Origin of the sequence: Sphingomonas sp. A2-49 (assembly GCF_025548555.1) — a bacterium.
Classification (GTDB): Bacteria; Pseudomonadota; Alphaproteobacteria; order Sphingomonadales; family Sphingomonadaceae; genus Sphingomonas.
In genome coordinates this window covers 25,000-47,374 of record NZ_JAJLPA010000001.1, presented here as the reverse complement: position 1 = coordinate 47,374, position 22,375 = coordinate 25,000, and the positions used below count along the sequence as shown (strand labels likewise).

Genomic DNA, 22,375 nt, shown 5'->3' with positions numbered 1-22,375 from the left:
CAATCTTTTCGGGCGTGGACACACGGGCGCGACACCGGGCGCGCATACGATCGTCGACGGTGAGGGACGGTCCCCGCCGACGGGAGGTTCGACGATGCGTATTCCCCTTGGGCTCGTGATGGCGGCGAGCGGCGTGCTGGCGACGGGCGCGCTCGCCCAGACGATGACGGCACCGCCACCCCCTCCCGCGCCCGGTGGCGGGATGATGCGCGCGGATGCGAACGGCGACGGCACGATCACCCGGGCCGAGATGATCGCCGAGGCCGAGGCGCGCTTCGCCGCGATGGACACCGACAAGGACGGCAAGGTCACCGCGACCGAACGCGACGCCGCGCGGGACGCGCGCCGCGCGCAATGGCGCGGCGGCCAGGCGGGGCGCGCGGGCGGCGGCGGCATGCGCGGCGACCCCGATCGGGTCGTGACGCGCGAGGAGACGGTGCAGCGTGCCGGCGCGCGCTTCGACCGGCTCGACACCAATCACGACGGCCGGCTGGACGCGGCCGAGATCGCCGCCGGACGGCCGATGCGCGGTCCCCGCGGCGATGCCGGCGCCATGCCGCCGGCATCCCCACCCGCGCGTTGAGCGATCGGCCGGACGGGCGGGCGTGCCCCTCCGGCTTTGCAGGAGGCGTCGTGCATGGCTAATGCCGAACCGATGGGAGACATGCCGCACCTGTTGCTCGTCGACGACGAGCGCTCGATCCGCGAGCCGCTGGCGCAATATCTGACCAAGCAGGGTTTTCGCGTGACCCAGGCAGCGGATGCGGAAAGCGCGCGGACGCGGCTCGCCGCCTATGCGATCGACATCGTCGTGCTCGACGTGATGATGCCGGGCGAGGACGGCCTGTCGCTCTGCCGCCACATCGCGGCGACCAGCGACACGCCGGTGATCCTGCTGACCGCGCGGGCGGAGGAAACCGACCGGATCGTCGGGCTGGAGATGGGCGCGGACGATTATGTCGTGAAGCCCTTTTCGCCGCGCGAGCTGGCGACGCGTGCCCGGGTGGTGCTGCGCCGGCTGACCGCGGGCGGCGCGCGCCAGCATGCGCCCGAAAGCGGCTCCTATGCCTTTGCCGGCTGGGTGCTGAAGACGGGCGAACGCGCGCTGGTCGATCGCGAGGGCGTGTCGGTGCCGCTGTCGACCGGCGAATACAATCTGCTGCTGGCGCTGGTGACGCGGCCGCGCCAGGTGTTGACGCGCGACCAGCTGCTCGACCTGACGCAGGGGCGCGAGGCGGCGGCGTTCGATCGCGCGATCGACAATCAGGTCAGCCGCCTGCGCCGCAAGATCGAGGCGGACGCCAAGGCGCCCGAGATCATCAAGACCGTCTGGGGCGGCGGCTATACGCTGGCGGCGGAAGTGACGCGGCTGTGAGCGCGATCCGCCTGTGGCCGCGCAATCTGGCGGGGCAGATGGCGGTGCTGATCGCACTGGCGCTGTTCGTGGCGCAGGCGGTGAATCTCGCGCTGATGCTGCGCGATCGCGCCGATTTCCGGCTGGCGCAGGCGACGCGCCCGGTCGCGATCCGCGTCGCCGACGCGATCGACCGCGAGGCGCAGGGCATCCGTCCGATCCCCCGCGACCGCGGCCGGATCCGCCGCGCCGACCGCGATGGCATCCCAGCGGGACTGCCGCGCATGCCCCAGATCGCGGCGGAGCTGCGGACGCAATTGCACGAACAGGGCGTCGAGGTCGGCCGGATCGACACCGGCGTGCGCGGCTGGACGGCGATGGACGATGCCGTCCTGTCGCGAAACTTCCCGCGACCCAGCCGCCAGCGGCGCGCCGCCGACCGCCCCGACCAGGCGCTGCTGATCGCGATCGAGCAACCCGGCCGCGGCTGGCTCGCGGTGATCGTGCCGTGGGGCGACGGCGGGACCGTCCGCCTGTTCTGGCGATTGTTCGCGCAGACGCTGATCCTCTACGGCGTGGTGCTGCTACCGGTGCTGTGGATCGTGCGCCGCATCTCGCGGCCGCTGCGCGAGCTGACCGGTGCCGCGCAGCGCTTCGGCCGTGGCGGCGACGCGCCCGCGGCAGTGGAGGTGCGCGGGCCCGCCGATATCGCGAGCCTCGTCCAGTCGTTCAACGCGCTCCAGCTGCGCGTCACCGCGATGCTCGACGAAAAGGACCGGATGCTGGGCGCGATCGGCCACGACCTGCGCACGCCGCTCGCCGCGCTGCGCGTTCGCGTCGAGTCGGTGGAGGACGAGACCGACCGGGTGCGGATGACCGAGACGATCGCAGAGATGAACCGGACGCTGGACGACATCCTGTCGCTCGCGCGGATGGGCCGGCCGAGCGAGCCGCTGACCGACGTCGACCTGTCCGCGCTGATCGACGCCGTCGTGGAGGATTTCCGCGACCTCGGACAGGACGTCAGTTTCGACGAGGCCGAGCGGTTGCGGATGCGGTTGCGGCCGTCGCTGATCCGTCGGGCGATCCGCAACCTGATCGAGAATGCGGTGAAATACGGCGGCAGCGCCACGGTGCGGCTGGTGCCGGGCACGACCGTGGTCCTGATCGAGGTGGGCGACCGCGGCCCGGGGATTCCGGAGGCGCGGCTGGCCGACGTGTTCGACGCCTTCACCCGCCTCGAAACCTCGCGCAACCGCGACACCGGCGGCATCGGCCTGGGGCTGGCGCTGGCGCGCAGCATCGTGCGCGAGGCGGGCGGCGACGTCCGGCTGGCGAACCGCGACGGCGGCGGCCTGTGCGCGACGATCGAGCTGCCGCGCTAGCGCCCGCCGGACCGGTTCAGTCCTCCGCGATCTGGCTGTGCGCGCGCGTGTCGCGCATCCGCCAATAGGTGACGAGCGATACGCCGATCATCGCCGTCACGTACCAGTAGAAGGCGCGCTCCATATGCGCCTGCTTGAGCCAGAGCGCGGCATATTCGGCGGTGCCGCCGAACGCGGTGTTCGCCAGCGCATAGGGCAAGGCGACGCCCAGTGCGCGGATGTGCGCGGGAAACAGCTCTGCCTTCACCACCGCGTTGATCGCGGTGTAGCCGGTGACGATCACCAGTGCCGCCATCACCAGCGCCCAGGCGAGCACCGGGCTCTTCATCGTCTCCAGCAACGTGAAGATCGGCACCGTCGCGACGAGGCCGGCGACGCCGAACCCGATCATCAGGGGCTTGCGCCCGATCCGGTCGGACAGCGCGCCCGCGAGCGGCTGGAGCGCGGCATAGAGCGCGAGCGCCAGCGTCATGATCCAGGTCGCGCTTTCGCGGCTGAAGCCGCTGGTGTTGACCAGGAACTTCTGCATGTAGGTGGTGTAGGCGTAGAAGGCGAGCGTACCGCCCGCGGTCAGCAGCACCACGGTCAGCGCCTGACGCGGATGCTGCGAAAAGAGCAGCCAGCCGCTCGATTTCGGCTGGTCCCGCGCATTCTCGAACGCCTGCGTCTCCATCAGCCCGCGCCGGATGCGGAACACCACGATGGCGAGGAGGCCGCCGAGGGCGAACGGCAGGCGCCAGCCCCATTGCTCGATCTGCGCCTCGCTCAGCGCCGCCTGGAGCAGCAACAGCGTGAATAAGGCGAGCAACTGCCCCGCGATCAGCGTGACATATTGAAACGACGAGAAGAAGCCGCGCCGGTTCCGCCCCGCCATTTCCGACAGGTAGACCGCGCTGGCGCCATATTCGCCGCCGACCGAAAGGCCCTGCATCAGCCGCGCGAACACCAGCAGCGCTGGGGCCGCCCAGCCGATCGACGCATAGCCCGGACAGATCGCGATCAGGAACGCGCCCGCGCACATCAGTGTCACCGACAGCGTCAGCCCCGCCTTGCGCCCGTGCCGGTCGGCGTAGATGCCCATGATCCAGGCGCCGATCGGACGCATCACGAAACCCACCGCAAAGACTGCGGCGGTGCTGAGCAATTGCGCGGTGGGATCGCCCTTCGGAAAGAAATGCGGCGCGAAATACAGGCCGAACGCCGAATAGACGTACCAGTCGAACCATTCGACGAGGTTCCCCGCCGACCCGCCGAGGATCGATTTGAGCCGCCCCGCCGGCGCCGCCGTCCCCCCCGCCGTCATTTGCGCGCCGGCGCGGCCGGGAAACCACGCTTGCGCAGCAGCGCATTGACGTCCGGGTCGCGCCCGCGGAAGGCGCGATAGGCGACGGCGCGATCGGTTTCGTTGCCGGTCGACAGCAGGATGCGGGCGAAGCGATCCGCGGTCGCCTTGTCCCACGGGCTGCCCGCCTCCTCGAATGCGGCAAAGGTGTCCGCGTCCATCGTCTCCGACCACAGATAGCTGTAATAGCCCGCCGAATAACTTTCCGACGAGAACAGGTGATTGAACTGCGGCAGGCGGTGCCGCATCACGATCTCGCGCGGCATGCCGATCTGCGCCAGCGTCGTCCGCTCGAACGAGTCGGGGTCGACGACGCCGTCGGGCAGCGTGTGCAGCCTCATGTCGACGATCGCCGACGAGAGATATTCGGTGGTGGCGAAGCCCTGATTGAACGTCTTCGACGCCTCGATCTTGTCGAGCAACGCCTGCGGCATCGCCGCCCCCGTCTGATAGTGCCGCGCATATTTGTCGAGCACGTCGCGGGTGAGCAGCCAATGCTCGTTCACCTGGCTGGGATATTCGACGAAGTCGCGCGGCGTGCCGGCGAGGCCGGGATAGGTGACGTCCTGGAGCATCGCGTGGATCGCGTGGCCGAATTCGTGGAACAGCGTCTGCGCGTCATCGAGGCTGATGAGGATCGGCTCACCCTTCGCACCGCGGGCGAAATTGTTGTTGTTCGACGACAGCACCGTCTGCGCCGGGGCCAGCCTGCGCTGGCTGCGATACGTGTTCGCCCAGGCGCCCGACCGCTTGCCGCTCCGCGCGAAATCGTCGCGATAGAACAGCCCGACCTCGCGGCCGGCGCGATCGGTGACGTGCCACACGCGCATGTTCGGTTCGAACACCGGAACGGTGCCGGTGATTTCCCTGAAATTCAGTCCGTACAGCCGGTTGGCGGCGTAGAGCGATCCCTGGATGATGTTGTTGAGTTCGAAATAGGGCTTCAGCTGCGCCTGGTCGAGGTCGTAGCGCGCCTTGCGCACCTGTTCCTGATAGAAGCGATAGTCCCAGGGCGCGATCGTGATCCGGGCGCCGCTCTTGTCCGCGATCGCCTGCATGTCGCGAACCTCTTCGGCGACGCGGGCCTTTGCCGCGGGCCAGACGCGCATCATCAGGTCCATCGCCGCGGCCGGCGTCCGCGCCATCGTGTCCTGCATCCGCCAGTCGGCATGCGTCCGGAAGCCGAGCAGGTGGGCGCGGTCGGCGCGCAGCTTGACGATGCGCGCGATCGTCGCATTCGTGTCGTTCGCATCGCCGTTGTCGCCGCGGTTGACGAAGGCCCGCCACACCTGTTCGCGCAGCGCACGGTCGGTGGCGAAGGTGAGGACGGGATCGACTGCGGAGCGGGTGTTGACGATCGCCCAGCCCGTCTGCCCGCGTTCGACGGCGGCGGCCTTCGCGACCGCGCGCACGCTGTCGGGAATGCCGGCGAGCCGGGCGGGATCGGTCACGGTGATCGCGCTGCCCTCGTCCGCGAGCAGCCGGCGCGAGAAGTCGCTGAACGCGCTCGCCAGTTGCTGGTTGTACGCCGACAGCTGCGTCTTCTGCGCCGGCGTCAGCCGCGCACCCTGGCGGACGTAGCTGTCGTAGGTGCGCATCACCAGCCGCTGCTGCTGCGGGTCGAGCGTCGCGCGGGCGGCATAGACCGCCTCGATCCGCGCGAACAATCCGGGGTCGAACGTGATGGCATCCGACGCGGCGGCGAACTTCGGCGACCATTCCCGATCGAGCGCCTGATAGGCGGGGGTGTTCATGTTGCCGGTCATGACGCCGAACATCGTCATCACGCGTCCATAGCGTTGCCCGGCCAGCTGCATGGGCACGAATGTATTGGCGAAGGTCGGCGCGGCGGGATCGGCGGCGATGCGGGCATATTCGGCCGCGCGCTCCTTCAGGGACGCCTCGAACGCCGCGGGGAACAGTTCGGGCCGGACCTTGTCCCATGGCGGCACCCCGCCATAGGGGCCGGACCAGTCGGCGAGCAGCGGATTGGACGTCGGTGCCGTCACGGCGGACTGGACGGGTCCCGGACCGGCCGTCACGGCGCCCGAGGAAGCGGCAGCGCCGACGGCGAGGAGCAAATAACGCAAGACGATCTCCGGATCATGATCGCCCGATCATAGCCTCCGATCCGCCGCCGTCACCCCATCCGGTTGCGCCTCCCGCAACGGCGCCCGGTCATTGCGGCTTCCACTTGCCGTCGTCGGCGTAGAGATAGTCGCTTTCGAACTCGGCGCGCGCGCACAGCCCGCCATGGTCGAGGATCTCGACCCGGCCGTTGCGGAAGACCAGCAGGCCCTCCTCGCGCAGGCTGCGCAGCGTGCGGTTGACGTGGACGCCGGTCAGCCCGCACGCCTCCGCCAGGTCGGGCTGCGTCAGCGGCAGGTCGAACGCGCCGTCCGCGGCAAGGCCGACCATCGCCAGCCGCGCGTACAATTCGCAGAAGAAGTGCGCGAGCCGCCCGTCCGCTCCCAGCCGGCCGAGCCGGAAGATCCATTCGCGGTGCATCGCGGCGTCGGTCAGGGTCGCGAACCACAGGAACCGGGTGAGCTCGGGATAGCGCTCGGTGATGCCGACCAGCGTCTGGTGGTCGAACAACGCCATCCGTACCGGGCCGAGCGTCCCGATGTCGTGGTCCAGACGGCCCGTCGGGAAGCCGTGCAGGTCGACGAAATCGCCGGGCACGTGCACCGAGACGAGCTGTCGATACCCCTCCCGATCGTCCATGTACCGCGTGACATAGCCCTCGACGAGCATCATGCTCATGACGATCGGCTCGCCGCGACGGACGAGATGGTGTCGCGCGGGATAGTCCTTCACGGCGCACGACGCCTCCTCCAGCACGCGTCGCTCATCCGCCGACATCCGCTGTCGGCCACGGCCGAGCAGGAAGCGCCCGGTCAGCGGGAATCGGGCGAGTTCGGCCGTGAGCAGCGCGCGGTCGGCGGTCGGCGGTGCGGGATCGTCTCTCATCGCCCGTATCAACACGGATCGGGGGCGTAACGTTCCCTGTCCGTCTCGCCCCCGCCCCGCCCGGCGGGCGCCGTTCGTCGCGCGCGCTGCGTGACTTCACGGCGCCGCGTTTCGCCGGTACGCACCGTCCCAGGGCCGTTCGCTGTGGAACGGCTTGCCCGCCCGCCCCGTTTCGACGCCTCTGCGGTATGGGGCCGTACATCATGCCGGGATGCCGCGTCGCATCCCGGTCTACAGGAAGGACAGAACGCCCGCGATGCTCGACCCATCCCGTAACGTCTGGCGTATCGAACGCGCCGATCGCCTGTCGGTGATCGTCGATGCCGACCGCTATTTCGGGGTCGCGCGCGAAGCGTTCCTGCAGGCGCGCAAGCGCATCATGCTCGTCGGATGGGATTTCGACGCGCGCATCCGCCTGGTCGGCAGCACGGGGGTGACCGAGGGGCCGGAGACGGTCGGCGACTTCCTGTACTGGCTGGTCGAACGCAATCCCGAGCTTGAGCTGTACCTGTTGCGCTGGGACGTCGGCGCGTTGAAGACGGCGTTCCGCGGCAGCACCGTGTTCACGGTGCTGAAGTGGATGCGACACCCGCGCATCCATGTGAAGCTCGACGGGCATCACCCCGCCGCCTCGTCGCACCACCAGAAGATCGTGTCGATCGACGACTGCCTCGCCTTTTGCGGCGGCATCGACATGACCGCCGAGCGGTGGGACACGCGCGCGCACCGCGACGACGATCCCGGCCGCCGGTCGCCGGGCGGCGGCAAGCCGTACAAGCCGTGGCACGATGCGACCACCGCGATCACCGGCCCGGCGGCCGCGGCGCTGGGCGACCTGTGCCGCGAACGCTGGCATGTCGCCGCGGGCCACACGCTGTATCCGATCGTCGGCGAGACCGGCTGCTGGCCGCCCTCGCTGGAGCCGACGTTCGAGCAGGTCGACCTCGGCATCGCACGCAGCCAGCCCGAAATGCCGGGCGAGCCCGCCGTGACCGAGGTCGAGGCGCTGTTCGTCGACCAGATCAGGGCGGCACGGCGCCACGTCTATTGCGAAAGCCAGTATTTCGCCTCGCGCCGGATCGCGGAGGCGATCGCGGCGCGGCTGGAGGAGCCCGACGGTCCGGAGATCGTCATCGTCAATCCGCAGACCGCACAGGGCTGGCTGGAGCCGCTGGCGATGGACACCGCCCGCGCGCGGCTGGTCGAGGCATTGCGGCGGCGCGACCCGAACGGCCGGCTGCGGCTGTATCATCCCTATACCCGCGGCGGCACCTCCATCTATTGCCATGCCAAGATCACGATCATCGACGACACCCAGCTGCGCGTCGGTTCGGCGAACATCAACAACCGGTCGCTGCGGCTCGACACCGAATGCGACGTGGTGATCGACGCGACGCGCCATCCGGGGGCGGGGCTGGAGGACAGGATCCGGGCGACGCGGGACGATCTGATGGCCGAACATCTCGACGTCGCGCCCGAACGCGTCGCACAGCTGATGGAACAGACCGGCTCGCTGATCGAGACGATCGAGCGGCTGCGCGGTCCCGGCCGGTCGCTGCGTCCCTATGAGGTGCCCGATCTCGACGGGGTGGAGAAATGGCTCGCCGACAACGAGGTGCTCGATCCCGAAGGCCCCGGCGAGATGTTCGAGGCGACGACGCATCGCGGCCTGTTCCGTGGCAGGCTGCGGCGGCGCGGGTAAGCGAACACCGATCGCCACCGGCGCCGTCTCCGGGCGCGTCCCGCCCGTGCCGACCCGAACGTCCGCTAGCGCCCGATCGTCGCCCGGGCGCGGTCGCCCAGCCAGTCCACCGCGGCACGATGGATGCCCGGCGCGGCGACCATGACGCCGAAGGCGGTCGGATCGGGCTTGTTGTAGCGCAACGGCGCGCCGAGCGCATCGCTGACGCCGGCGCCCGCCTCCTGCGCGATCAGCGCGGCGGCGGCGATGTCCCATTCGTTGCCCCAGCGCAGCGTCGCGACGAGGTCCGCCTCGTCGGCGGCGACCATCGCCATCCGCAGCGCGATGGAGTTGGGCTTGTGCACCATCACCAGATGCCGGTCGCGCTTGGGCAGCGCATCGGTCGGCACCCGCGCGCCGACGAGGTCGGTCCGATCCCCCGCCGCCAGTGCGATGCCGTTGCGCGCTGCCCCCCGCCCGGCGGTCGCGGTCCAGCGCTCGCCACGGGCGGGCGCATCGAGCACGCCGATCGTGACGTGGCCATGTTCGACCAGCGCGATCGAGACCGCCCAGCCCTCGCGTCCGCGGATATAGTCGCGGGTGCCGTCGATCGGATCGACCACCCAGACGCGCGGCTGGACCAGCCGTTCGGGGCTGTCGACGGTTTCCTCCGACAGCCAGCCGGCATCGGGCAGCAGCCCTTCCAGCCGGGCCCGCAGCATGCGGTCGACGTCGAGGTCGACCTCGCACACCGGGCTTCCGGGCGTCTTTTCCCAGCGGTCGAAATCGGTCCGCCAGCGTGCGAGCGCCATCTGTCCCGCCTCGTGCGCGACCTGTGCGACCGCATCGGTCAGCGCGGTGCGGCGATCAGCCACTCGCGACCGTCATCCCCTCGATCCGTATCGTCGGCACGTTGGTCCCATAGCGGAATTCGAGGTCGTTCGCCGGGGTAAGTTCGCGGAACATCTGCTTAAGATTGCCCGCGATCGTGAATTCCGCGACGGGTCCGGCGATCACCCCGCCGACGATCCGGAAGCCCGCCGCACCGCGACTGTAATCGCCGGTGACGCCATTCACGCCCTGACCGATCAATTCGGTCACGTAGACGCCGTCGGCGATGTCGGCGATCAGCGTCGCGACCGGCACGTCGCCCGCCTCCATGAACAGGTTGCTCGGCGACACCCCCGGCCCGCCGCCGACGCCGCGCGCGGCATGGCCGGTCGGCTCCAGTCCGAGCTGGCGGGCCGAGCCGCTGTCGAGCAGCCAGGTTTCGAGCATGCCGTTCTCGACCAGCGCCACCGGCGACACCGGCAGCCCCTCGCCGTCGAACGGGCGCGACCGCAGGCCGTGCGGCCGATGCGGGTCGTCGCGGATCGTGACGCCCGCGGAAAACACCTGCGTGCCGAGCGCATCGAGCAGGAAGCTGGTCTTGCGCGCGATCGACTGGCCCGCGATCGCGCCGGTCAGGTGACCGAGGAGCGAGCCGCCGACGCGCGGATCGAATATGACGGGGATGGCGCCGGCGGTGGCGCGACCGGGATTGGCGCGGGCGACCGCGCGTTCGCCGGCCCGCCGGCCGATCTCTTCCGGATCCTCCAGATGCGCGCGCCTGCGCGCGGCGTGGTGGGCATAATCGCGCTCCATGCCGTTGCCCGCATCGCCAGCGAGCACGCTGGCGGACACGCTATAGGCGGTGGCGGCATAGGCGCCGGCGAACCCGTGGCTGGTCGCGAGCGCCCAGATCGACCGCGACGCGCTGGCGCCGCCGCCCTCGCTGTTGGTGACGCCGGGCACGGCGCGCGCCGCATCCTCCGCCGCTGCGGCGAGTTCGCGCAATTCGGCGGGCGTCAGCGTGCCGCCGTCGTCGAGGTCGAGCAGCGGCGGCGCGCCGTGCATCAGTCGCTCCTGCGGCGCGAGGCCCGCCCAGCGGTCCTCGGGCGCCTCGCGCGCCATCGCCACCGCGCGCTCGACCAGCGCGGTCACCGCGCCCTCCGACAGGTCGGAAGTGGAGACGCTCGCCGACCGCCGGCCGACGAACACCCGCAGGCCCAGTTCCTCGCTTTCCGAGCGGCCGACATCCTCCAGCGCGCCGAGACGGATGGACAGGTCGATGGCGGCATCGGCGGCGAAGACGGCGTCGGCCGCATCGGCCCCGGCTCGGGCGGCGCGGGCGACGATGTCGGCGGCGCGGTCGCGCGCCTGATCGGGGGTCAGCATCCGCCCGACTTAGGGGCAGGCCGCCGGCGATGCTAGAGGCGGATCACCCGGCGCCCGTACCGACGACGACGCAGGCGAGGAACATCAGCATCCCGGCAAAACGGTTGCTACGGAAGCGGGCGAGCGCATTGCCGCCGTCGTCGGGGACCAGCGTCGCCACCTGCCATGCGAGGTGCAGCGCGACCGGCAGCAGCGCCGCCAGCGCGAGCCGATCCGGCCGCACCTCCCAGACGGCGGCCCCCCACAGCACGAGGGCGAGCGTGTAAAAGACGGCGGTGCCGCCGCGGACGTGCCGTCCCATCCGCAACGCCGAGGAGCGCACGCCGATCAGCGCGTCGTCCTCGCGATCCTGCAGGGCGTAGATCGTGTCGTAGCCGATCACCCAGGCGATGCAGCCCGCGTACAGCAGCCACATCGCCATCGGCAATGCGTCCGCCACCGCGGTCCACCCGACCAGCGCCGCCCACGAAAAGACCAGCCCCAGCCACGCCTGCGGCCACCAGGTGATCCGTTTCATGAACGGATAGGCGGCGACGGGCGCGAGGCTGGCGAGCGCGACGATCGCCGCGCGCAGGTTGAGCTGGACGAGCACGGCGAGGCCGACGAGGCACAGGCCGATCAGCCAGATCCACGCCAGCCGGATCGACACGAGGCCGCTGGGGATCGGCCGCGCCCGCGTGCGCGCGACCTGCGCGTCGAGATCGCGATCGACGATGTCGTTGTAGACGCAGCCCGCGCCGCGCATCGCGATGCTGCCCGCCAGGAACCAGAGCAGCAGCGGCCAGCGGTCGAAGGCGCCGCCGGCGAGCGCGATCGCCCAGGCCCCCGGCCAGAACAGCAGCCACCAGCCGATCGGCCGGTCGAACCGCGCCAGCAACGCAAGGCCGCGGGCGGTACCCGGCAGGCGGGCGACTAGGCCGCGATGTTCGCTGTCGGGGACGATCTCTGCTGCCATGCCTGCGCCTTTGCCGTGCCGAAGCGGGTCGGCGCAACCGCCTTTTGCCTCGCTATCGCCGCTATGTTGCGGCAATCCGCCCCGATGGACGGATCGGGAGCATGATCGGATTGTCGGTGGCGGTGGGCCGCTTCGTCGAGGCTTTGTTCTGGGCGATCCTGCGTGTCGCCGGCGTGGTGACCGTCGCGGTCGTGGCCGTCGCGGCGGCGGCGCTCCTCGCGTGGATCGTCACCCGCAAGATCTGGGCGCGGCAGAAGCGCCGGCGGGCGGGCCGATGACCGCGACCCCCGCCTGGCCGCCGCAGTCGACGCCTCGGCTGTTCGTCGAGCAGACGCTCGGTGCCGGTCCGCTGCGGATCGACGGCCCGGCCGCGCATTATCTCGTGTCGGTCATGCGGATCGCGCCGGGCGATCCGGTCAAGCTGTTCGACGATGCGACCGGCGAATGGCTCGCCATCGCGGCACAGGTCGGCAAGCGCGACCTCGTCGTCGACGTGTCGACATGTCTACGACCGCGCGAGCCGGTGCCCGACCTCTGGCTGTGCGCCGCGCCGCTGAAGAAGGGGCGCGTCGACTGGCTCGCCGAAAAGGCGTGCGAGTTGGGTGTCGACCGGCTGGTGCCGGTCGTCACGCAGCGTACCGTCGTCGACCGGGTCAAGTCCGACCGGCTGCGCAGCCACATGATCGAGGCGGCGGAGCAATGCGACCGCACCGCACTGCCCGCGCTCGCCGAGGCGGTGAAGCTGGCCGCGTTGCTGCGCGACTGGCCGGCGGACCGGGTGCTGTTCTTCGCCGACGAGACCGGCGGCCTGCCCGCACTCGACGCGATGCGTGCGCGATCCGGCCCCGCCGCGATCCTGATCGGGCCGGAGGGCGGGTTCACTCCCGACGAACGCGACGCGATCCGGGCGCTGCCGCAGTCGGTCGGCATCGGTCTCGGGCCGCGCATCCTGCGCGCGGATACGGCTGCTGCGGCAGCGGTTTCGCTATGGATGGCGGCGGCGGGCGACTGGCAGGAAAGCCGGCTGGCGTGACCGTTCATCGCAGCGTAAGGGCGCGACCATGACGACCAAGACCGAGAGCGCCGCGCGCTCCCCCATCATCGAGTCGCGCGACCAGCTGATCGCCAGCTTCGCGCGCGGCGAAAAGCCCCGCGATCGCTGGCGGATCGGTACCGAGCACGAGAAATTCGTCTACCGGACCAGCGATCACGCTGCACCGAGCTGGGACGAGCCCGGCGGCATCCGCGCGCTGTTGATGGAACTTCAGCAATACGGCTGGCAACCCGTTGAAGAAAACGGAAACCTGATCGCGCTGAATGGTGCGGACGGCAGCGTCAGCCTGGAACCGGCCGGCCAGTTCGAACTGTCGGGCGCGCCGCTCGACAACCTGCACCAGACCTGTGCCGAAACCGGGCGGCATCTGGAACAGGTGAAGGCCGCGGGCGAAAAGCTCGGCATCGGCTTTCTCGGGCTGGGCATGTGGCCCGACAAGGCGCGCGCCGAATTGCCGATCATGCCCAAGGGCCGCTATGCGATCATGCTGCGCCACATGCCGCGCGTCGGCAGCATGGGCCTCGACATGATGCTGCGCACCTGCACGATCCAGGTCAACCTCGACTATGCGTCGGAGGCGGACATGGTGAAGAAGTTCCGCGTCGGGCTGGCCCTGCAACCGCTGGCGACCGCCTTGTTCGCCAATTCCCCGTTTACCGAGGGCAGGCCCAACGGCTTCCTGTCGTATCGCAGCCATATCTGGTCGGACACCGACCCCGCGCGCACCGGCATGCTGCCGTTCGTGTTCGAGGACGGCTTCGGCTACGAACGCTATGCCGACTACATGCTCGATGTGCCGATGTACTTCGTCTACCGGGACGGGCGCTACATCGATGCCGCCGGCCTCAGCTTCCGCGACTTCCTGAAGGGCGAATTGTCCGTCCTGCCGGGCGAGAAGCCGACGCTCGACGACTGGACCGACCATCTGTCCACCGCCTTCCCCGAAGTGCGGCTCAAGACCTTCCTCGAGATGCGCGGCGCCGATGGCGGGCCATGGAACAAGATCTGCGCGCTGCCCGCCTTCTGGGTCGGGCTGCTCTACGACGACGGCGCGCTCGATGCGGCATGGGACCTCGTCAAGGACTGGAGCCTGGAGGATCGCCAGACGCTGCGCGATGCGGTCCCGAAGCTCGCGCTCGATGCGCCGCTCCCGGGCGGCGGCCGCCTGCGCGACATCGCCGGCGCGGTGCTCGACATCGCCCACGCGGGCCTCGCCGCCCGCGCCCGCGGCAATTTCGCGGGCGACAACGAAACCGGCTTCCTCGATCCGCTGCGCGAGGTTGTCCGGTCGGGCAAGGTGCCCGCGCAGGTGCTGCTCGACCGCTACCACGGGCCATGGGCGGGCGACCTCAGCCGCGTCTACGACGAGGCGAGCTTCTGACCGCCTAGTCCAGCCCCAGCGCCGTCCGTGCGACCCGCTTCAGTTCCGGATCGAGCGACGGCGGGGTCATGTCGACGCGCGCCTCCAGCGCGTCGGCCACCGCGGTCAGCGCGTGGATGCGCGCCGCCTTCTTGTCGTTGCCGTTGACGACGGTCCACGGCGCGCCGCCGGTGTCGGTCCGCGCGAACATGTCGTGCATCGCCTCCAGATAGTCCGCCCGGCGCGCGCGGTTGCGATAATCGTCGAGCCCGGTCTTCCAGTGCTTCCACGGATCGTCGAGCCGGTCCTCCAGCCGCTTGTCCTGCTCGGCCTGCGAGACGTGGACGAACAGCTTCACCAGCGTGACGCCCTGTTCCATCGTCTCCGCCTCGAAGGCATTGATCTCGTCGTAGGCGCGCCGCCATTCGTCCTCGTTCGCATAGCCCTCGACGCGCTCGACGAGCACGCGGCCGTACCAGCTGCGATCGAACACGGTGATGTTGCCCGGCTGCGGCAGGCGGGTCCGGAACCGCCAGAGGAAGTCGTGCGCCTTCTCCACCGCGGTCGGGGCGGAGATCGGGTAAACCTCGAAATGGCGGGGGTCCCAGTCCGCGGTCAGTCGCTGGATGATGCCGCCCTTGCCCGCGGCGTCCCAGCCTTCCAGCATCACGACCGCGCGGCGCCCGTGGACGATATGGGCGACGAGGATGCGTTCCAGCCGCGCCTGCAAGGCGGCGAGATCCCGCTTGTAATGGCCCTTGTAGGGCCTGGTCTTCTCATATTCGGCAAGCTGGATCATCGCGGGCTCCTCATCGGTCCGGCCTGAACGCGCCAGCCGGCCCGATGGTGCAGGGCCGGCCGAGGCAAACCCGCCGGCGGATCATCCGCCGGTCGAGGTCACCGTCTTGCCGGTATCGCCGGCCTGCGGCGCGACGCGCAGGTTCAGCTCCTTCAGCTGCTTGGGCGTCGCGAAATTGGGTGCGCCCATCATCAGATCCTCCGCCTTCTGCGTCATCGGGAAGACGATGACCTCGCGGATGTTGGGTTCGTCGGCCAGCAGCATGACGATGCGGTCGATGCCCGGCGCCGAACCGCCATGCGGCGGCGCCCCGAACTTGAAGGCGTTTATCATCCCGGCGAAGTTCGTATCGACGTCCGCCTGCGTATAGCCGGCGATCTCGAACGCCTTGTACATGATCTCCGCACGGTGGTTCCGGATCGCGCCCGACGACAGCTCGATGCCGTTGCAGACGATGTCATACTGATAGGCGAGGATGTCGAGCGGATCCATCGTCTCCAGCGCCGCCATCTCGCCCTGCGGCATAGAGAAGGGGTTGTGGCTGAAGTCGACCTTCTTCGCGTCCTCGTCATATTCGAACATCGGGAAATCGACGATCCAGCAGAATTCGAAGCGGCTCTGGTCGATCAGGCCCAGCGTCTCGCCGACGCGCGTCCGCGCGAGCCCGGCGAGCTTGGCCGCCTGCGCTTCCTTGCCCGCGGCGAAGAACAGCCCGTCGTCGGGACCGAGGCCGAGCGCATCGGCCATCGCGGACATCTTGTCCTCGCCATGGTTCTTGGCGATCGGGCCGCCCCATTCGCCGCCCTTGCGGGTCGCATAGCCAAGGCCCGCGAACCCTTCGGACTGCGCCCAGCCGTTCATGTCGTCGAAGAACTTGCGGCTCCGGTCCGCCGTCCCCGGGGCCGGGATCGCGCGGACGACGTCGCCACCCTCGACGATCGAGGCGAAGCGGCCGAACCCCGAGCCGACGAAATGCTCGCTGACGTCGCTGATAAGAATCGGGTTGCGCAGGTCCGGCTTGTCGTTGCCATACTTCAGCATCGATTCGCGATAGGGGATGCGCTTGAACGGCAGCGCGCTGACGGTGCGGCCCTTGCCCTGCCAGTCGGCGAATTCCTCGAACACACCGTGCAGGACGGGCTCGATCGCCTGGAACACGTCGTCCTGCGTGACGTAGCTCATCTCGAAATCGAGCTGGTAGAATTCGCCCGGGCTGCGGTCGGCGCGCGCGTCCTCGTCGCGGAAGCACGGCGCGATCTGGAAATAGCGGTCGAAACCGGCGACCATCAGCAGCTGCTTGAACATCTGCGGCGCCTGCGGCAGCGCATAGAACTTGCCCGGATGGACGCGGCTGGGGACGAGATAGTCGCGCGCGCCCTCGGGGCTCGACGCGGTCAGGATCGGCGTCTGGAATTCGGTGAAGCCCTGCCCGACCATGCGGTTGCGGATCGAGGAGATGACCCTGGACCGCAGCATGACGTTCTGGTGCAGCCGCTCGCGACGCAGGTCGAGGAAGCGATAGCGCAGGCGGATATCCTCGGGATATTCCGCGTCGCCGGCGACCGGCATCGGCAGTTCCTGCGCATGGCTCTGGACCGTGATCGTATCCGCCACGACCTCGATCTCGCCGGTGGGCAGGTTCGGGTTGGTCGCCTCGGGGCCCCGCGACACGACCTCGCCCGTCACCGTGACGACCGATTCGACGCGCAGCCGCTCGAGCAGCTCCATCGTCTCGGTCCCCGCCTTGGCGACGATCTGGGTGATCCCGTAATGGTCGCGCAGATCGACGAACAGCACGCCGCCATGGTCGCGCTTGCGATGCACCCAGCCCGAAAGGCGGACGGTGTCGCCGACGTTGCTCGCGGCGAGCGCGGCGCAGGTGTGGGTACGATAGGCGTGCATGGTCGTTTTCTTCCGGCAAGATGCGGGCTGTATGATGGGCCGGCGCTTCCCTCCCCATCCCCTCTTTGTCAACCCGCGCGGCTGTGGCTATGGACAGGCGATGCATATCCACCCGTTGATTACAGACAGCGCGACCCTCGCCAATCTGTGTGCCCGCCTCGCCGACGCCGACTTCATCACCGTCGATACCGAATTCATGCGCGAGAGCACCTATTACCCCGAATTATGCCTGATCCAGATCGCCGACGTGAACGAGGCGGCGGCGATCGACCCGATGGCGCCGGGACTCGACATGACGCCGCTGCTCGATCTGCTGACTACGAATCAGGAGGTGCTGAAGGTCGTCCATGCCGGCGGGCAGGATATCGAGATCATCTACAACCTGACCGGCAAGACGCCGCATCCGCTGTTCGATACGCAGGTCGCGGCGATGGCGCTCGGCCAGGGCGAACAGATCGGCTATTCGAACCTCGTCGACAGCTGGCTCGGGATCCAGGTCGACAAGGGCGCCCGCTTTACCGACTGGGCGCGCCGCCCGCTCGATGCGCGCCAGATCGAATATGCGATCGGCGACGTGACGCACCTCGCCGCGATCTTCCCCAAGATGCTGGAGCGGCTGCGCAAGACCGGCCGCGGCGTCTGGCTGGACCAGGAGATGGAGCGGCTCGCCGATCCCGCCAATTACGCCAACGATCCCGATCAGGCGTGGAAGCGCGTCCGCGTCTCGGGCCGCAAGCCCGACGTGCTCGGCCGGCTGAAGGCGCTCGCCCGCTGGCGCGAGCTGGAGGCGCAGGGCAAGGACCTGCCCCGCGGGCGTATCGTCAAGGACGAAACGCTGGGCGACCTTGCCGGCCATCCGCCGCGCAAGCAGGCCGACCTCGCCAAGGTCCGCGGCCTCTCCGCGACCTGGGCGTCGAACGAGATCGGCGCGCGGTTGATGGCGGCGCTCGACGCCGCCGCGCCGCTCTCCGCCGACGAATTGCCGCCGCGCGACGATCGCAAGCCGGGCCTCGGCAAGGACGGGTCGCTGGTGGCGGACCTGCTCAAGCTGCTGCTCAAGATCCGCTCGCGCGACATCGACGTCGCATCGAAGCTGCTGGCGCGGTCCGACGAGCTGGAGGCGCTGGCCGCCGGTGTGCGCACCGGGCTGCCGATGCTGGAGGGCTGGCGATTCGACCAGTTCGGGCGCGATGCGGTCGATCTGGTCGAGGGACGGCTGGCCTTCGCGGTCAAGGGCGGCAAGCTGAAGATGACGCGGACGGAGGACGAGGGATGATCCGGACCTGGGCGATGCTGTTGCCGGTGCTGGCGGCGGGATGCACGACGATGGCCGAGCGGCCGGCGCCGCCGCGCGGACCCTGCGTCGTCGACGAACGGCTGCGCATGCGCTTCGTCGGGGTCAAGTTCCACGAGCGGCTGCGCACGGATATCGAGCGCCAGGCGCAGGCGGCGACCTCGCGCGTCCTCAATCCGGGTGATGCGGCGACGATGGATTTCCGGCCCGATCGGCTCAACATCCTGCTCGACGACCTCAAGCAGGTCGAGGGGCTGCGCTGCGGCTGACGCCCCTACCCGACGATCACGACCGCCTTGCGCCTGAGCGCCAGGGCCAGCGCCGCATGCCGGCGCTCGACCGTCTCCGCGTAGAGCGCCGCATCGCCCGGATCGAGGCGCAGGACCACGTCGCGCGGCGTCACCGCGAGGCTGGCGCGCTGCAGCGGACCGGCGAGGCCGCCGCTGAACCGCTGGCCCAGCCGGATCGCGAGGCCCCACAGGATCGCGAGCTGGATCTGGCCCGCATTGGCGAGGCCGCTCAGCAGCGGATGCGGCGTCGCGCTGCCGCCGAGGCTGGTGTGCAGCGCCTGCGCCAGCATCGCCCGCTCCGCCGCGTCGATCGCGACCCAATTGCCATGCAGCGCGATCTCGAAGCCGCGTTCGTCGCGAAATTCGGGGTTTGCGCGCCAGCCGGTGTCGGCAAGCTGGCAGGCCGCCTGAAGGATGCGCGCAAGGTGCGGCGCGCTGTCCGCGAACAGCGGCGCGACCCATGCGGCGAGCAGGTCGCCATGTTCGGGGAAGCGGCCGAGCAGCCGCCCCTCCTCTCGCGTGGCGACGATCAGGGGATCGAGCGCGCGCGCGGGCGTGTCGAGCGCGGCATAGAGCAGCCCCTCGCGCAGCCCGGAACTCGACGCGATCGCACTGGTCGAGCCCAGCTCGCGCATCACCACCGATAGCAGCGCGGTGGCATCGCCCAGCTGACCCGCGCGCGCCGACGACATGCCCGGCACCGTGCGCAACCGCTGTTTCGACAGATGCGCGATGCTGCGCCCCAGCCGACCGACCGTTTCCGGCGCCAGCGCATAGCCGTGGATGATCGGCAACGGATAATGCGTCAGGCTCATGTCGAGCCGGGCGAGCGCGCGCCACGATCCGCCCACCATGTAGAGCGGCAGCCCCCGCCCCCGCCCCGCCCAGCCCGCGTCGCGGATCAGCCGGGTGACGTGGCGGTCGAAGCCGGGGCCGCGTCGCTGGCGCAGCCCCGCGATGCGCAGCACGCCGAGCGGGAACGAGATGCGGTCGGTCACCGTCCCCGCGACCACGCGCACGAGCTCGAGGCTGCCGCCGCCCAGGTCGCCGACGATGCCGTCGGCATCGGGAATTGCCGACAGAACGCCCATGCCCGATGCCGTCGCCTCCTGCTCCCCGGTCAGCACCTCGACGACGAGGCCCAGGTCGCGTGCCGCCTCGATCAGCCGGTGGCCGTTGCTGGCATCGCGCACCGCCGCGGTGGCGACGGTGCGGACGGTGGCCTCCATCTCGCGCGCGACCGCGGCGAAGCGGCGCAGCGCGCCGACCGCCAGCGCCATGCTGTCCGAATCGATCGCCCCGGTCGCGGCGAGGCTGCGGCCCAGTCCGGCCATGACCTTTTCGTTGAACAGCGTCACGGGGATGCGGGGATGACCCTGATAGACGACCAGCCGGACCGAATTGGAGCCGATGTCGATGATGCCGGTGCGCGGAAAGTCGCTCATGATGGAACGCTTGCCGCGGCGGCCGCGACAGGCGCAGGGGGGAGTATCGACGGCCGGCCAGGGACGATGGACATGGTCAAGCCCGGGTGACGGGGCGTGGAATCGGGGCGGCGGTCATCGCCGCGTTGTGGCCCCTCCCGCCCCCCGCAACAACCCGCTATCGCCGCCGCCGCAACGCCAGCGTCGGCACCGCGCGGCGTTCTGCGGATGCCGCGCCGCGTCCCGACAGCGACGGGTTGGTCATGAAATAGCGGTGGAGGTTGAACGGCTTGTCGCCGGGGTGGTCGCGGACGTAGCGGCCGTCGGGCTCCAGTTCCCAGCTCTGTTCGCTGTCGATCAGGTTGGCGACCATCACCTGGTCCAAGATCTGGTCGTGGACTGTCGGGTTCTCGATCGGCAGCATATATTCGACGCGCCGGTCGAAGTTGCGCGGCATCCAGTCGGCGGAGGAGATGAAGACGCGCGCGCCGTCGTTGGGCAGCGCGGCGCCGTTGCCGAAGCAGAAGATGCGGCTGTGTTCCAGAAAGCGCCCGACGATCGACTTGACGCGGATATTCTCCGACATGCCCGGCACGCCGGGTCGCAGGCAGCAGATGCCGCGGATGACGAGCTCGATCTCTACCCCCGCACCACTTGCCTCGTACAATTTGTCGATGATCGCCGGGTCGACGAGGCTGTTCATCTTGGCCCAGACCGCGCCCGCGCGCCCGGCACGCGCGTTCGCGATCTCGACGTCGATCAGCTCCAGCAGCGTCCGGCGAAGGTCGCGCGGCGACAGGCTGAGCTTGGTGATGTCGGTGGGTTCGACATACCCGGTGACGTAGTTGAACATCTGCGCCGCGTCGCGGCCCATGCGCGGATCGGCGGTAAAGAACGACAGGTCGGTATAGATACGCGCGGTGACCGGGTGATAATTGCCGGTGCCGAAGTGGCAATAGGTGCGGAACTGCCCCCCTTCGCGGCGGACGACCATCGACACCTTCGCATGCGTCTTCCATTCGAGGAAGCCGTAGACGACCTGCACCCCGGCGCGCTCCAGTGCGCTCGCCCACAGGATGTTCTGTTCCTCGTCGAAGCGGGCGCGCAGCTCGACTACCGCCGTCACCGACTTGCCCGCCTCCGCCGCGGCGATCAGCGCGTTGATAACCGCGGGCTGCTTGCCGGCGCGGTACAGGGTCTGCTTGATCGCGATGACGTCCGGATCCTGCGCGGCCTGCTTCAGGAAGGCGAGGACGACGTCGAACGTCTCATAGGGATGGTGGACGACGATGTCCTTGGCGCGGATTGCCGCAAAGCAGTCGCCGCCGAATTCGCGGATGCGTTCGGGAAAGCGCGGCACGAACGGCAGGAACTTGAGATCGGGGCGATCCTCGTCGATCACCGCATCCAGATCGCCGATGCTGAGCAGGTTGCCGCTTTCCGTGATCGTCGCGTCGGCGCCGCCCAGTTCCTCGCGCAGCACCTCCGCCAGCGCATCGGGCATCCCCGTCTCCAGCTCCAGCCGGATCACCCGGCCGCGGCGCCGGCGCTTGATCGCATTGGCGAAGTAGCGGACGAGGTCCTCCGCCTCCTCGTCGATCTCGATGTCGCTGTCGCGCAGCACCCGGAATGCCGCGGCGCCGACCAGCGTGTAGCCGGGGAACAGGACCGGCGCGAACCGCTTCAGCAGCGCCTCGATCGAGACGTAGCGGGCCGGCTCGCTGGGCAGCCGGACGAAGCGCGGCGCGCTTGCCGGGATCATCACCAGCTCGCGCACCGGCTCGCCGTCCGAATCGCGGACGACGTCGAACATCACCGACAGCCCCTTGTTGGGGATGAACGGAAAGGGATGCGCCGGGTCGAGCGCCTGCGGGGTCAGGATCGGGAAGATCTGTTCGCGGAAATGCGTTTCGAGCCACACCGCGGCTTCGGCATCCACCTCGTCGCGGCGCAGGACGTGCAGCCCCGCCTCGTCGAGCAGGGTGCGCAGGTCGCCCCACACCGCCTGCTGCCTCGCCATCAGCGCGTCGGCTTCCGCGGTGATCGCGGCCAGCTGCTGCCCCGGCGTCAGCCCGTCGGACGAACGCCGGTCGACGTCCTTCATCTGCTGGCCCTTCAGCCCGGCGACGCGCACCATGAAGAATTCGTCGAGGTTGCTGCCCGAGATCGACAGGAACCGCAGCCGCTCGAGCAAGGGATGCGCGGCATTGCACGCTTCCTCCAGCACCCGCCGGTTGAACGCCAGCCACGACAGTTCGCGGTTGAAATAGCGGTCGTTGACCTCCGGAACGAAGGGATCGTCGTCGGCCGCCGACAAATGCGAAAGATGGGCTGGGCGTGTCATA

Annotated in this window: 19 protein-coding genes; 9 read left to right on the top strand and 10 right to left on the bottom strand. The window is 69.5% G+C overall.

From position 1 onward, the window contains the following. Positions 1–94: 94 nt before the first annotated feature. The 3 genes from LPN01_RS00210 (at position 95) to LPN01_RS00200 (ending at position 2,739) form a co-directional block, all read left to right on the top strand. Positions 95–583, top strand: a complete 489-nt coding sequence (locus LPN01_RS00210) for a hypothetical protein (protein ID WP_262826350.1) — start codon at positions 95–97, stop codon at positions 581–583. 72 nt (positions 584–655) lie between these two features. Continuing rightward, a complete protein-coding gene (locus tag LPN01_RS00205) occupies positions 656–1,375 on the top strand; it encodes a response regulator (protein ID WP_262827025.1) in 720 nt (239 codons plus the stop codon). Between the two features lie 38 nt (positions 1,376–1,413). Further along, positions 1,414–2,739: a sensor histidine kinase gene (locus LPN01_RS00200; RefSeq protein ID WP_262827024.1), complete on the top strand. Its 1,326-nt coding sequence runs from the start codon at positions 1,414–1,416 to the stop codon at positions 2,737–2,739. Between the two features lie 16 nt (positions 2,740–2,755). On the opposite strand, the gene LPN01_RS00195 is transcribed toward LPN01_RS00200, so the two are convergent. The 3 genes from LPN01_RS00195 to LPN01_RS00185 all read right to left on the bottom strand — a co-directional run bounded on the left by LPN01_RS00195 (position 2,756) and on the right by LPN01_RS00185 (position 7,054). Then, complete coding sequence (locus LPN01_RS00195) at positions 2,756–4,042, bottom strand: MFS transporter (RefSeq protein ID WP_262826349.1); 1,287 nt, start codon at positions 4,040–4,042, stop codon at positions 2,756–2,758. Then, entirely contained in the window at positions 4,039–6,171 is a 2,133-nt protein-coding gene (locus LPN01_RS00190) for a M3 family metallopeptidase (protein WP_262826348.1), read from the bottom strand. The genes LPN01_RS00195 and LPN01_RS00190 overlap by 4 nt, the downstream gene beginning before the upstream one ends. An 88-nt stretch (positions 6,172–6,259) precedes the next feature. Beyond that, the gene (locus LPN01_RS00185) at positions 6,260–7,054 is read right to left on the bottom strand and encodes a Crp/Fnr family transcriptional regulator (RefSeq protein WP_262826347.1); all 795 of its coding nucleotides are present in this window, start codon (positions 7,052–7,054) and stop codon (positions 6,260–6,262) included. Between the two features lie 256 nt (positions 7,055–7,310). Here LPN01_RS00185 and LPN01_RS00180 point away from each other — a divergent pair, with 256 nt between their 5' ends. After that, positions 7,311–8,756: a phospholipase D-like domain-containing protein gene (locus LPN01_RS00180; protein ID WP_262826346.1), complete on the top strand. Its 1,446-nt coding sequence runs from the start codon at positions 7,311–7,313 to the stop codon at positions 8,754–8,756. Positions 8,757–8,821: 65 nt separating this feature from the next. On the opposite strand, the gene LPN01_RS00175 is transcribed toward LPN01_RS00180, so the two are convergent. From LPN01_RS00175 to ubiA, 3 genes are read right to left on the bottom strand one after another with little or no spacing between them, the layout of a single operon-like run. After that, complete coding sequence (locus LPN01_RS00175; protein WP_262826345.1) at positions 8,822–9,610, bottom strand: 3'(2'),5'-bisphosphate nucleotidase CysQ; 789 nt, start codon at positions 9,608–9,610, stop codon at positions 8,822–8,824. Beyond that, positions 9,603–10,952 (bottom strand): TldD/PmbA family protein, encoded by a 1,350-nt coding sequence (locus LPN01_RS00170; protein WP_262826344.1) that lies wholly within the window; start codon positions 10,950–10,952, stop codon positions 9,603–9,605. The genes LPN01_RS00175 and LPN01_RS00170 overlap by 8 nt, the downstream gene beginning before the upstream one ends. A gap of 43 nt (positions 10,953–10,995) precedes the next feature. Continuing rightward, entirely contained in the window at positions 10,996–11,907 is a 912-nt protein-coding gene (gene ubiA, locus LPN01_RS00165; RefSeq protein WP_262826343.1) for a 4-hydroxybenzoate octaprenyltransferase, read from the bottom strand. A gap of 101 nt (positions 11,908–12,008) precedes the next feature. On the opposite strand from ubiA, the gene LPN01_RS00160 reads away from it, so the two are divergent. Genes LPN01_RS00160 through LPN01_RS00150 form a run of 3 tightly spaced genes read left to right on the top strand, consistent with a single transcriptional unit; the run spans position 12,009 to position 14,342 of the window. Beyond that, entirely contained in the window at positions 12,009–12,185 is a 177-nt protein-coding gene (locus tag LPN01_RS00160; RefSeq protein ID WP_262826342.1) for a hypothetical protein, read from the top strand. Continuing rightward, entirely contained in the window at positions 12,182–12,940 is a 759-nt protein-coding gene (locus LPN01_RS00155) for a 16S rRNA (uracil(1498)-N(3))-methyltransferase (protein ID WP_262826341.1), read from the top strand. The genes LPN01_RS00160 and LPN01_RS00155 overlap by 4 nt, the downstream gene beginning before the upstream one ends. Positions 12,941–12,968: 28 nt before the next feature. Beyond that, positions 12,969–14,342: a glutamate--cysteine ligase gene (locus LPN01_RS00150; protein WP_262826340.1), complete on the top strand. Its 1,374-nt coding sequence runs from the start codon at positions 12,969–12,971 to the stop codon at positions 14,340–14,342. 4 nt (positions 14,343–14,346) lie between these two features. On the opposite strand, the gene LPN01_RS00145 is transcribed toward LPN01_RS00150, so the two are convergent. Continuing rightward, entirely contained in the window at positions 14,347–15,120 is a 774-nt protein-coding gene (locus tag LPN01_RS00145; protein WP_262826339.1) for a polyphosphate kinase 2 family protein, read from the bottom strand. Positions 15,121–15,201: 81 nt separating this feature from the next. Further along, positions 15,202–17,022 carry an aspartate--tRNA ligase gene (aspS, locus tag LPN01_RS00140; protein WP_262826338.1) on the bottom strand — a complete coding sequence of 607 codons (1,821 nt, stop codon included), beginning with the start codon at positions 17,020–17,022 and terminating at the stop codon, positions 15,202–15,204. Positions 17,023–17,122: 100 nt separating this feature from the next. On the opposite strand from aspS, the gene rnd reads away from it, so the two are divergent. Together rnd and LPN01_RS00130 are read left to right on the top strand one after the other, a co-directional pair. Continuing rightward, positions 17,123–18,298, top strand: a complete 1,176-nt coding sequence (rnd, locus tag LPN01_RS00135; RefSeq protein ID WP_262826337.1) for a ribonuclease D — start codon at positions 17,123–17,125, stop codon at positions 18,296–18,298. Continuing rightward, the gene (locus LPN01_RS00130; RefSeq protein WP_262826336.1) at positions 18,295–18,585 is read left to right on the top strand and encodes an I78 family peptidase inhibitor; all 291 of its coding nucleotides are present in this window, start codon (positions 18,295–18,297) and stop codon (positions 18,583–18,585) included. Before rnd ends, LPN01_RS00130 begins: the two co-directional genes overlap by 4 nt. Positions 18,586–18,590: 5 nt before the next feature. On the opposite strand, the gene LPN01_RS00125 is transcribed toward LPN01_RS00130, so the two are convergent. After that, on the bottom strand, positions 18,591–20,051 hold the full coding sequence (locus LPN01_RS00125; RefSeq protein WP_262826335.1) for a Ppx/GppA family phosphatase: 1,461 nt from the start codon (positions 20,049–20,051) through the stop codon (positions 18,591–18,593). A 157-nt stretch (positions 20,052–20,208) separates the two neighbouring features. After that, a complete protein-coding gene (locus tag LPN01_RS00120) occupies positions 20,209–22,374 on the bottom strand; it encodes an RNA degradosome polyphosphate kinase (protein WP_262826334.1) in 2,166 nt (721 codons plus the stop codon). Position 22,375 lies beyond the last annotated feature (1 nt).

Coding starts and splice junctions, on each gene's coding strand:
- LPN01_RS00210 (WP_262826350.1), top strand. CDS start 95: ATGCGTATTCCCCTTGGGCTCGTGATGGCGGCGAGCGGCGTGCTGGCG.
- LPN01_RS00205 (WP_262827025.1), top strand. CDS start 656: ATGGGAGACATGCCGCACCTGTTGCTCGTCGACGACGAGCGCTCGATC.
- LPN01_RS00200 (WP_262827024.1), top strand. CDS start 1,414: ATGGCGGTGCTGATCGCACTGGCGCTGTTCGTGGCGCAGGCGGTGAAT.
- LPN01_RS00195 (WP_262826349.1), bottom strand. CDS start 4,042: ATGACGGCGGGGGGGACGGCGGCGCCGGCGGGGCGGCTCAAATCGATC.
- LPN01_RS00185 (WP_262826347.1), bottom strand. CDS start 7,054: ATGAGAGACGATCCCGCACCGCCGACCGCCGACCGCGCGCTGCTCACG.
- LPN01_RS00180 (WP_262826346.1), top strand. CDS start 7,311: ATGCTCGACCCATCCCGTAACGTCTGGCGTATCGAACGCGCCGATCGC.
- LPN01_RS00170 (WP_262826344.1), bottom strand. CDS start 10,952: ATGCTGACCCCCGATCAGGCGCGCGACCGCGCCGCCGACATCGTCGCC.
- ubiA (WP_262826343.1), bottom strand. CDS start 11,907: ATGGCAGCAGAGATCGTCCCCGACAGCGAACATCGCGGCCTAGTCGCC.
- LPN01_RS00160 (WP_262826342.1), top strand. CDS start 12,009: ATGATCGGATTGTCGGTGGCGGTGGGCCGCTTCGTCGAGGCTTTGTTC.
- LPN01_RS00155 (WP_262826341.1), top strand. CDS start 12,182: ATGACCGCGACCCCCGCCTGGCCGCCGCAGTCGACGCCTCGGCTGTTC.
- LPN01_RS00150 (WP_262826340.1), top strand. CDS start 12,969: ATGACGACCAAGACCGAGAGCGCCGCGCGCTCCCCCATCATCGAGTCG.
- LPN01_RS00145 (WP_262826339.1), bottom strand. CDS start 15,120: ATGATCCAGCTTGCCGAATATGAGAAGACCAGGCCCTACAAGGGCCAT.
- aspS (WP_262826338.1), bottom strand. CDS start 17,022: ATGCACGCCTATCGTACCCACACCTGCGCCGCGCTCGCCGCGAGCAAC.
- rnd (WP_262826337.1), top strand. CDS start 17,123: ATGCATATCCACCCGTTGATTACAGACAGCGCGACCCTCGCCAATCTG.
- LPN01_RS00130 (WP_262826336.1), top strand. CDS start 18,295: ATGATCCGGACCTGGGCGATGCTGTTGCCGGTGCTGGCGGCGGGATGC.
- LPN01_RS00125 (WP_262826335.1), bottom strand. CDS start 20,051: ATGAGCGACTTTCCGCGCACCGGCATCATCGACATCGGCTCCAATTCG.
- LPN01_RS00120 (WP_262826334.1), bottom strand. CDS start 22,374: ATGACACGCCCAGCCCATCTTTCGCATTTGTCGGCGGCCGACGACGAT.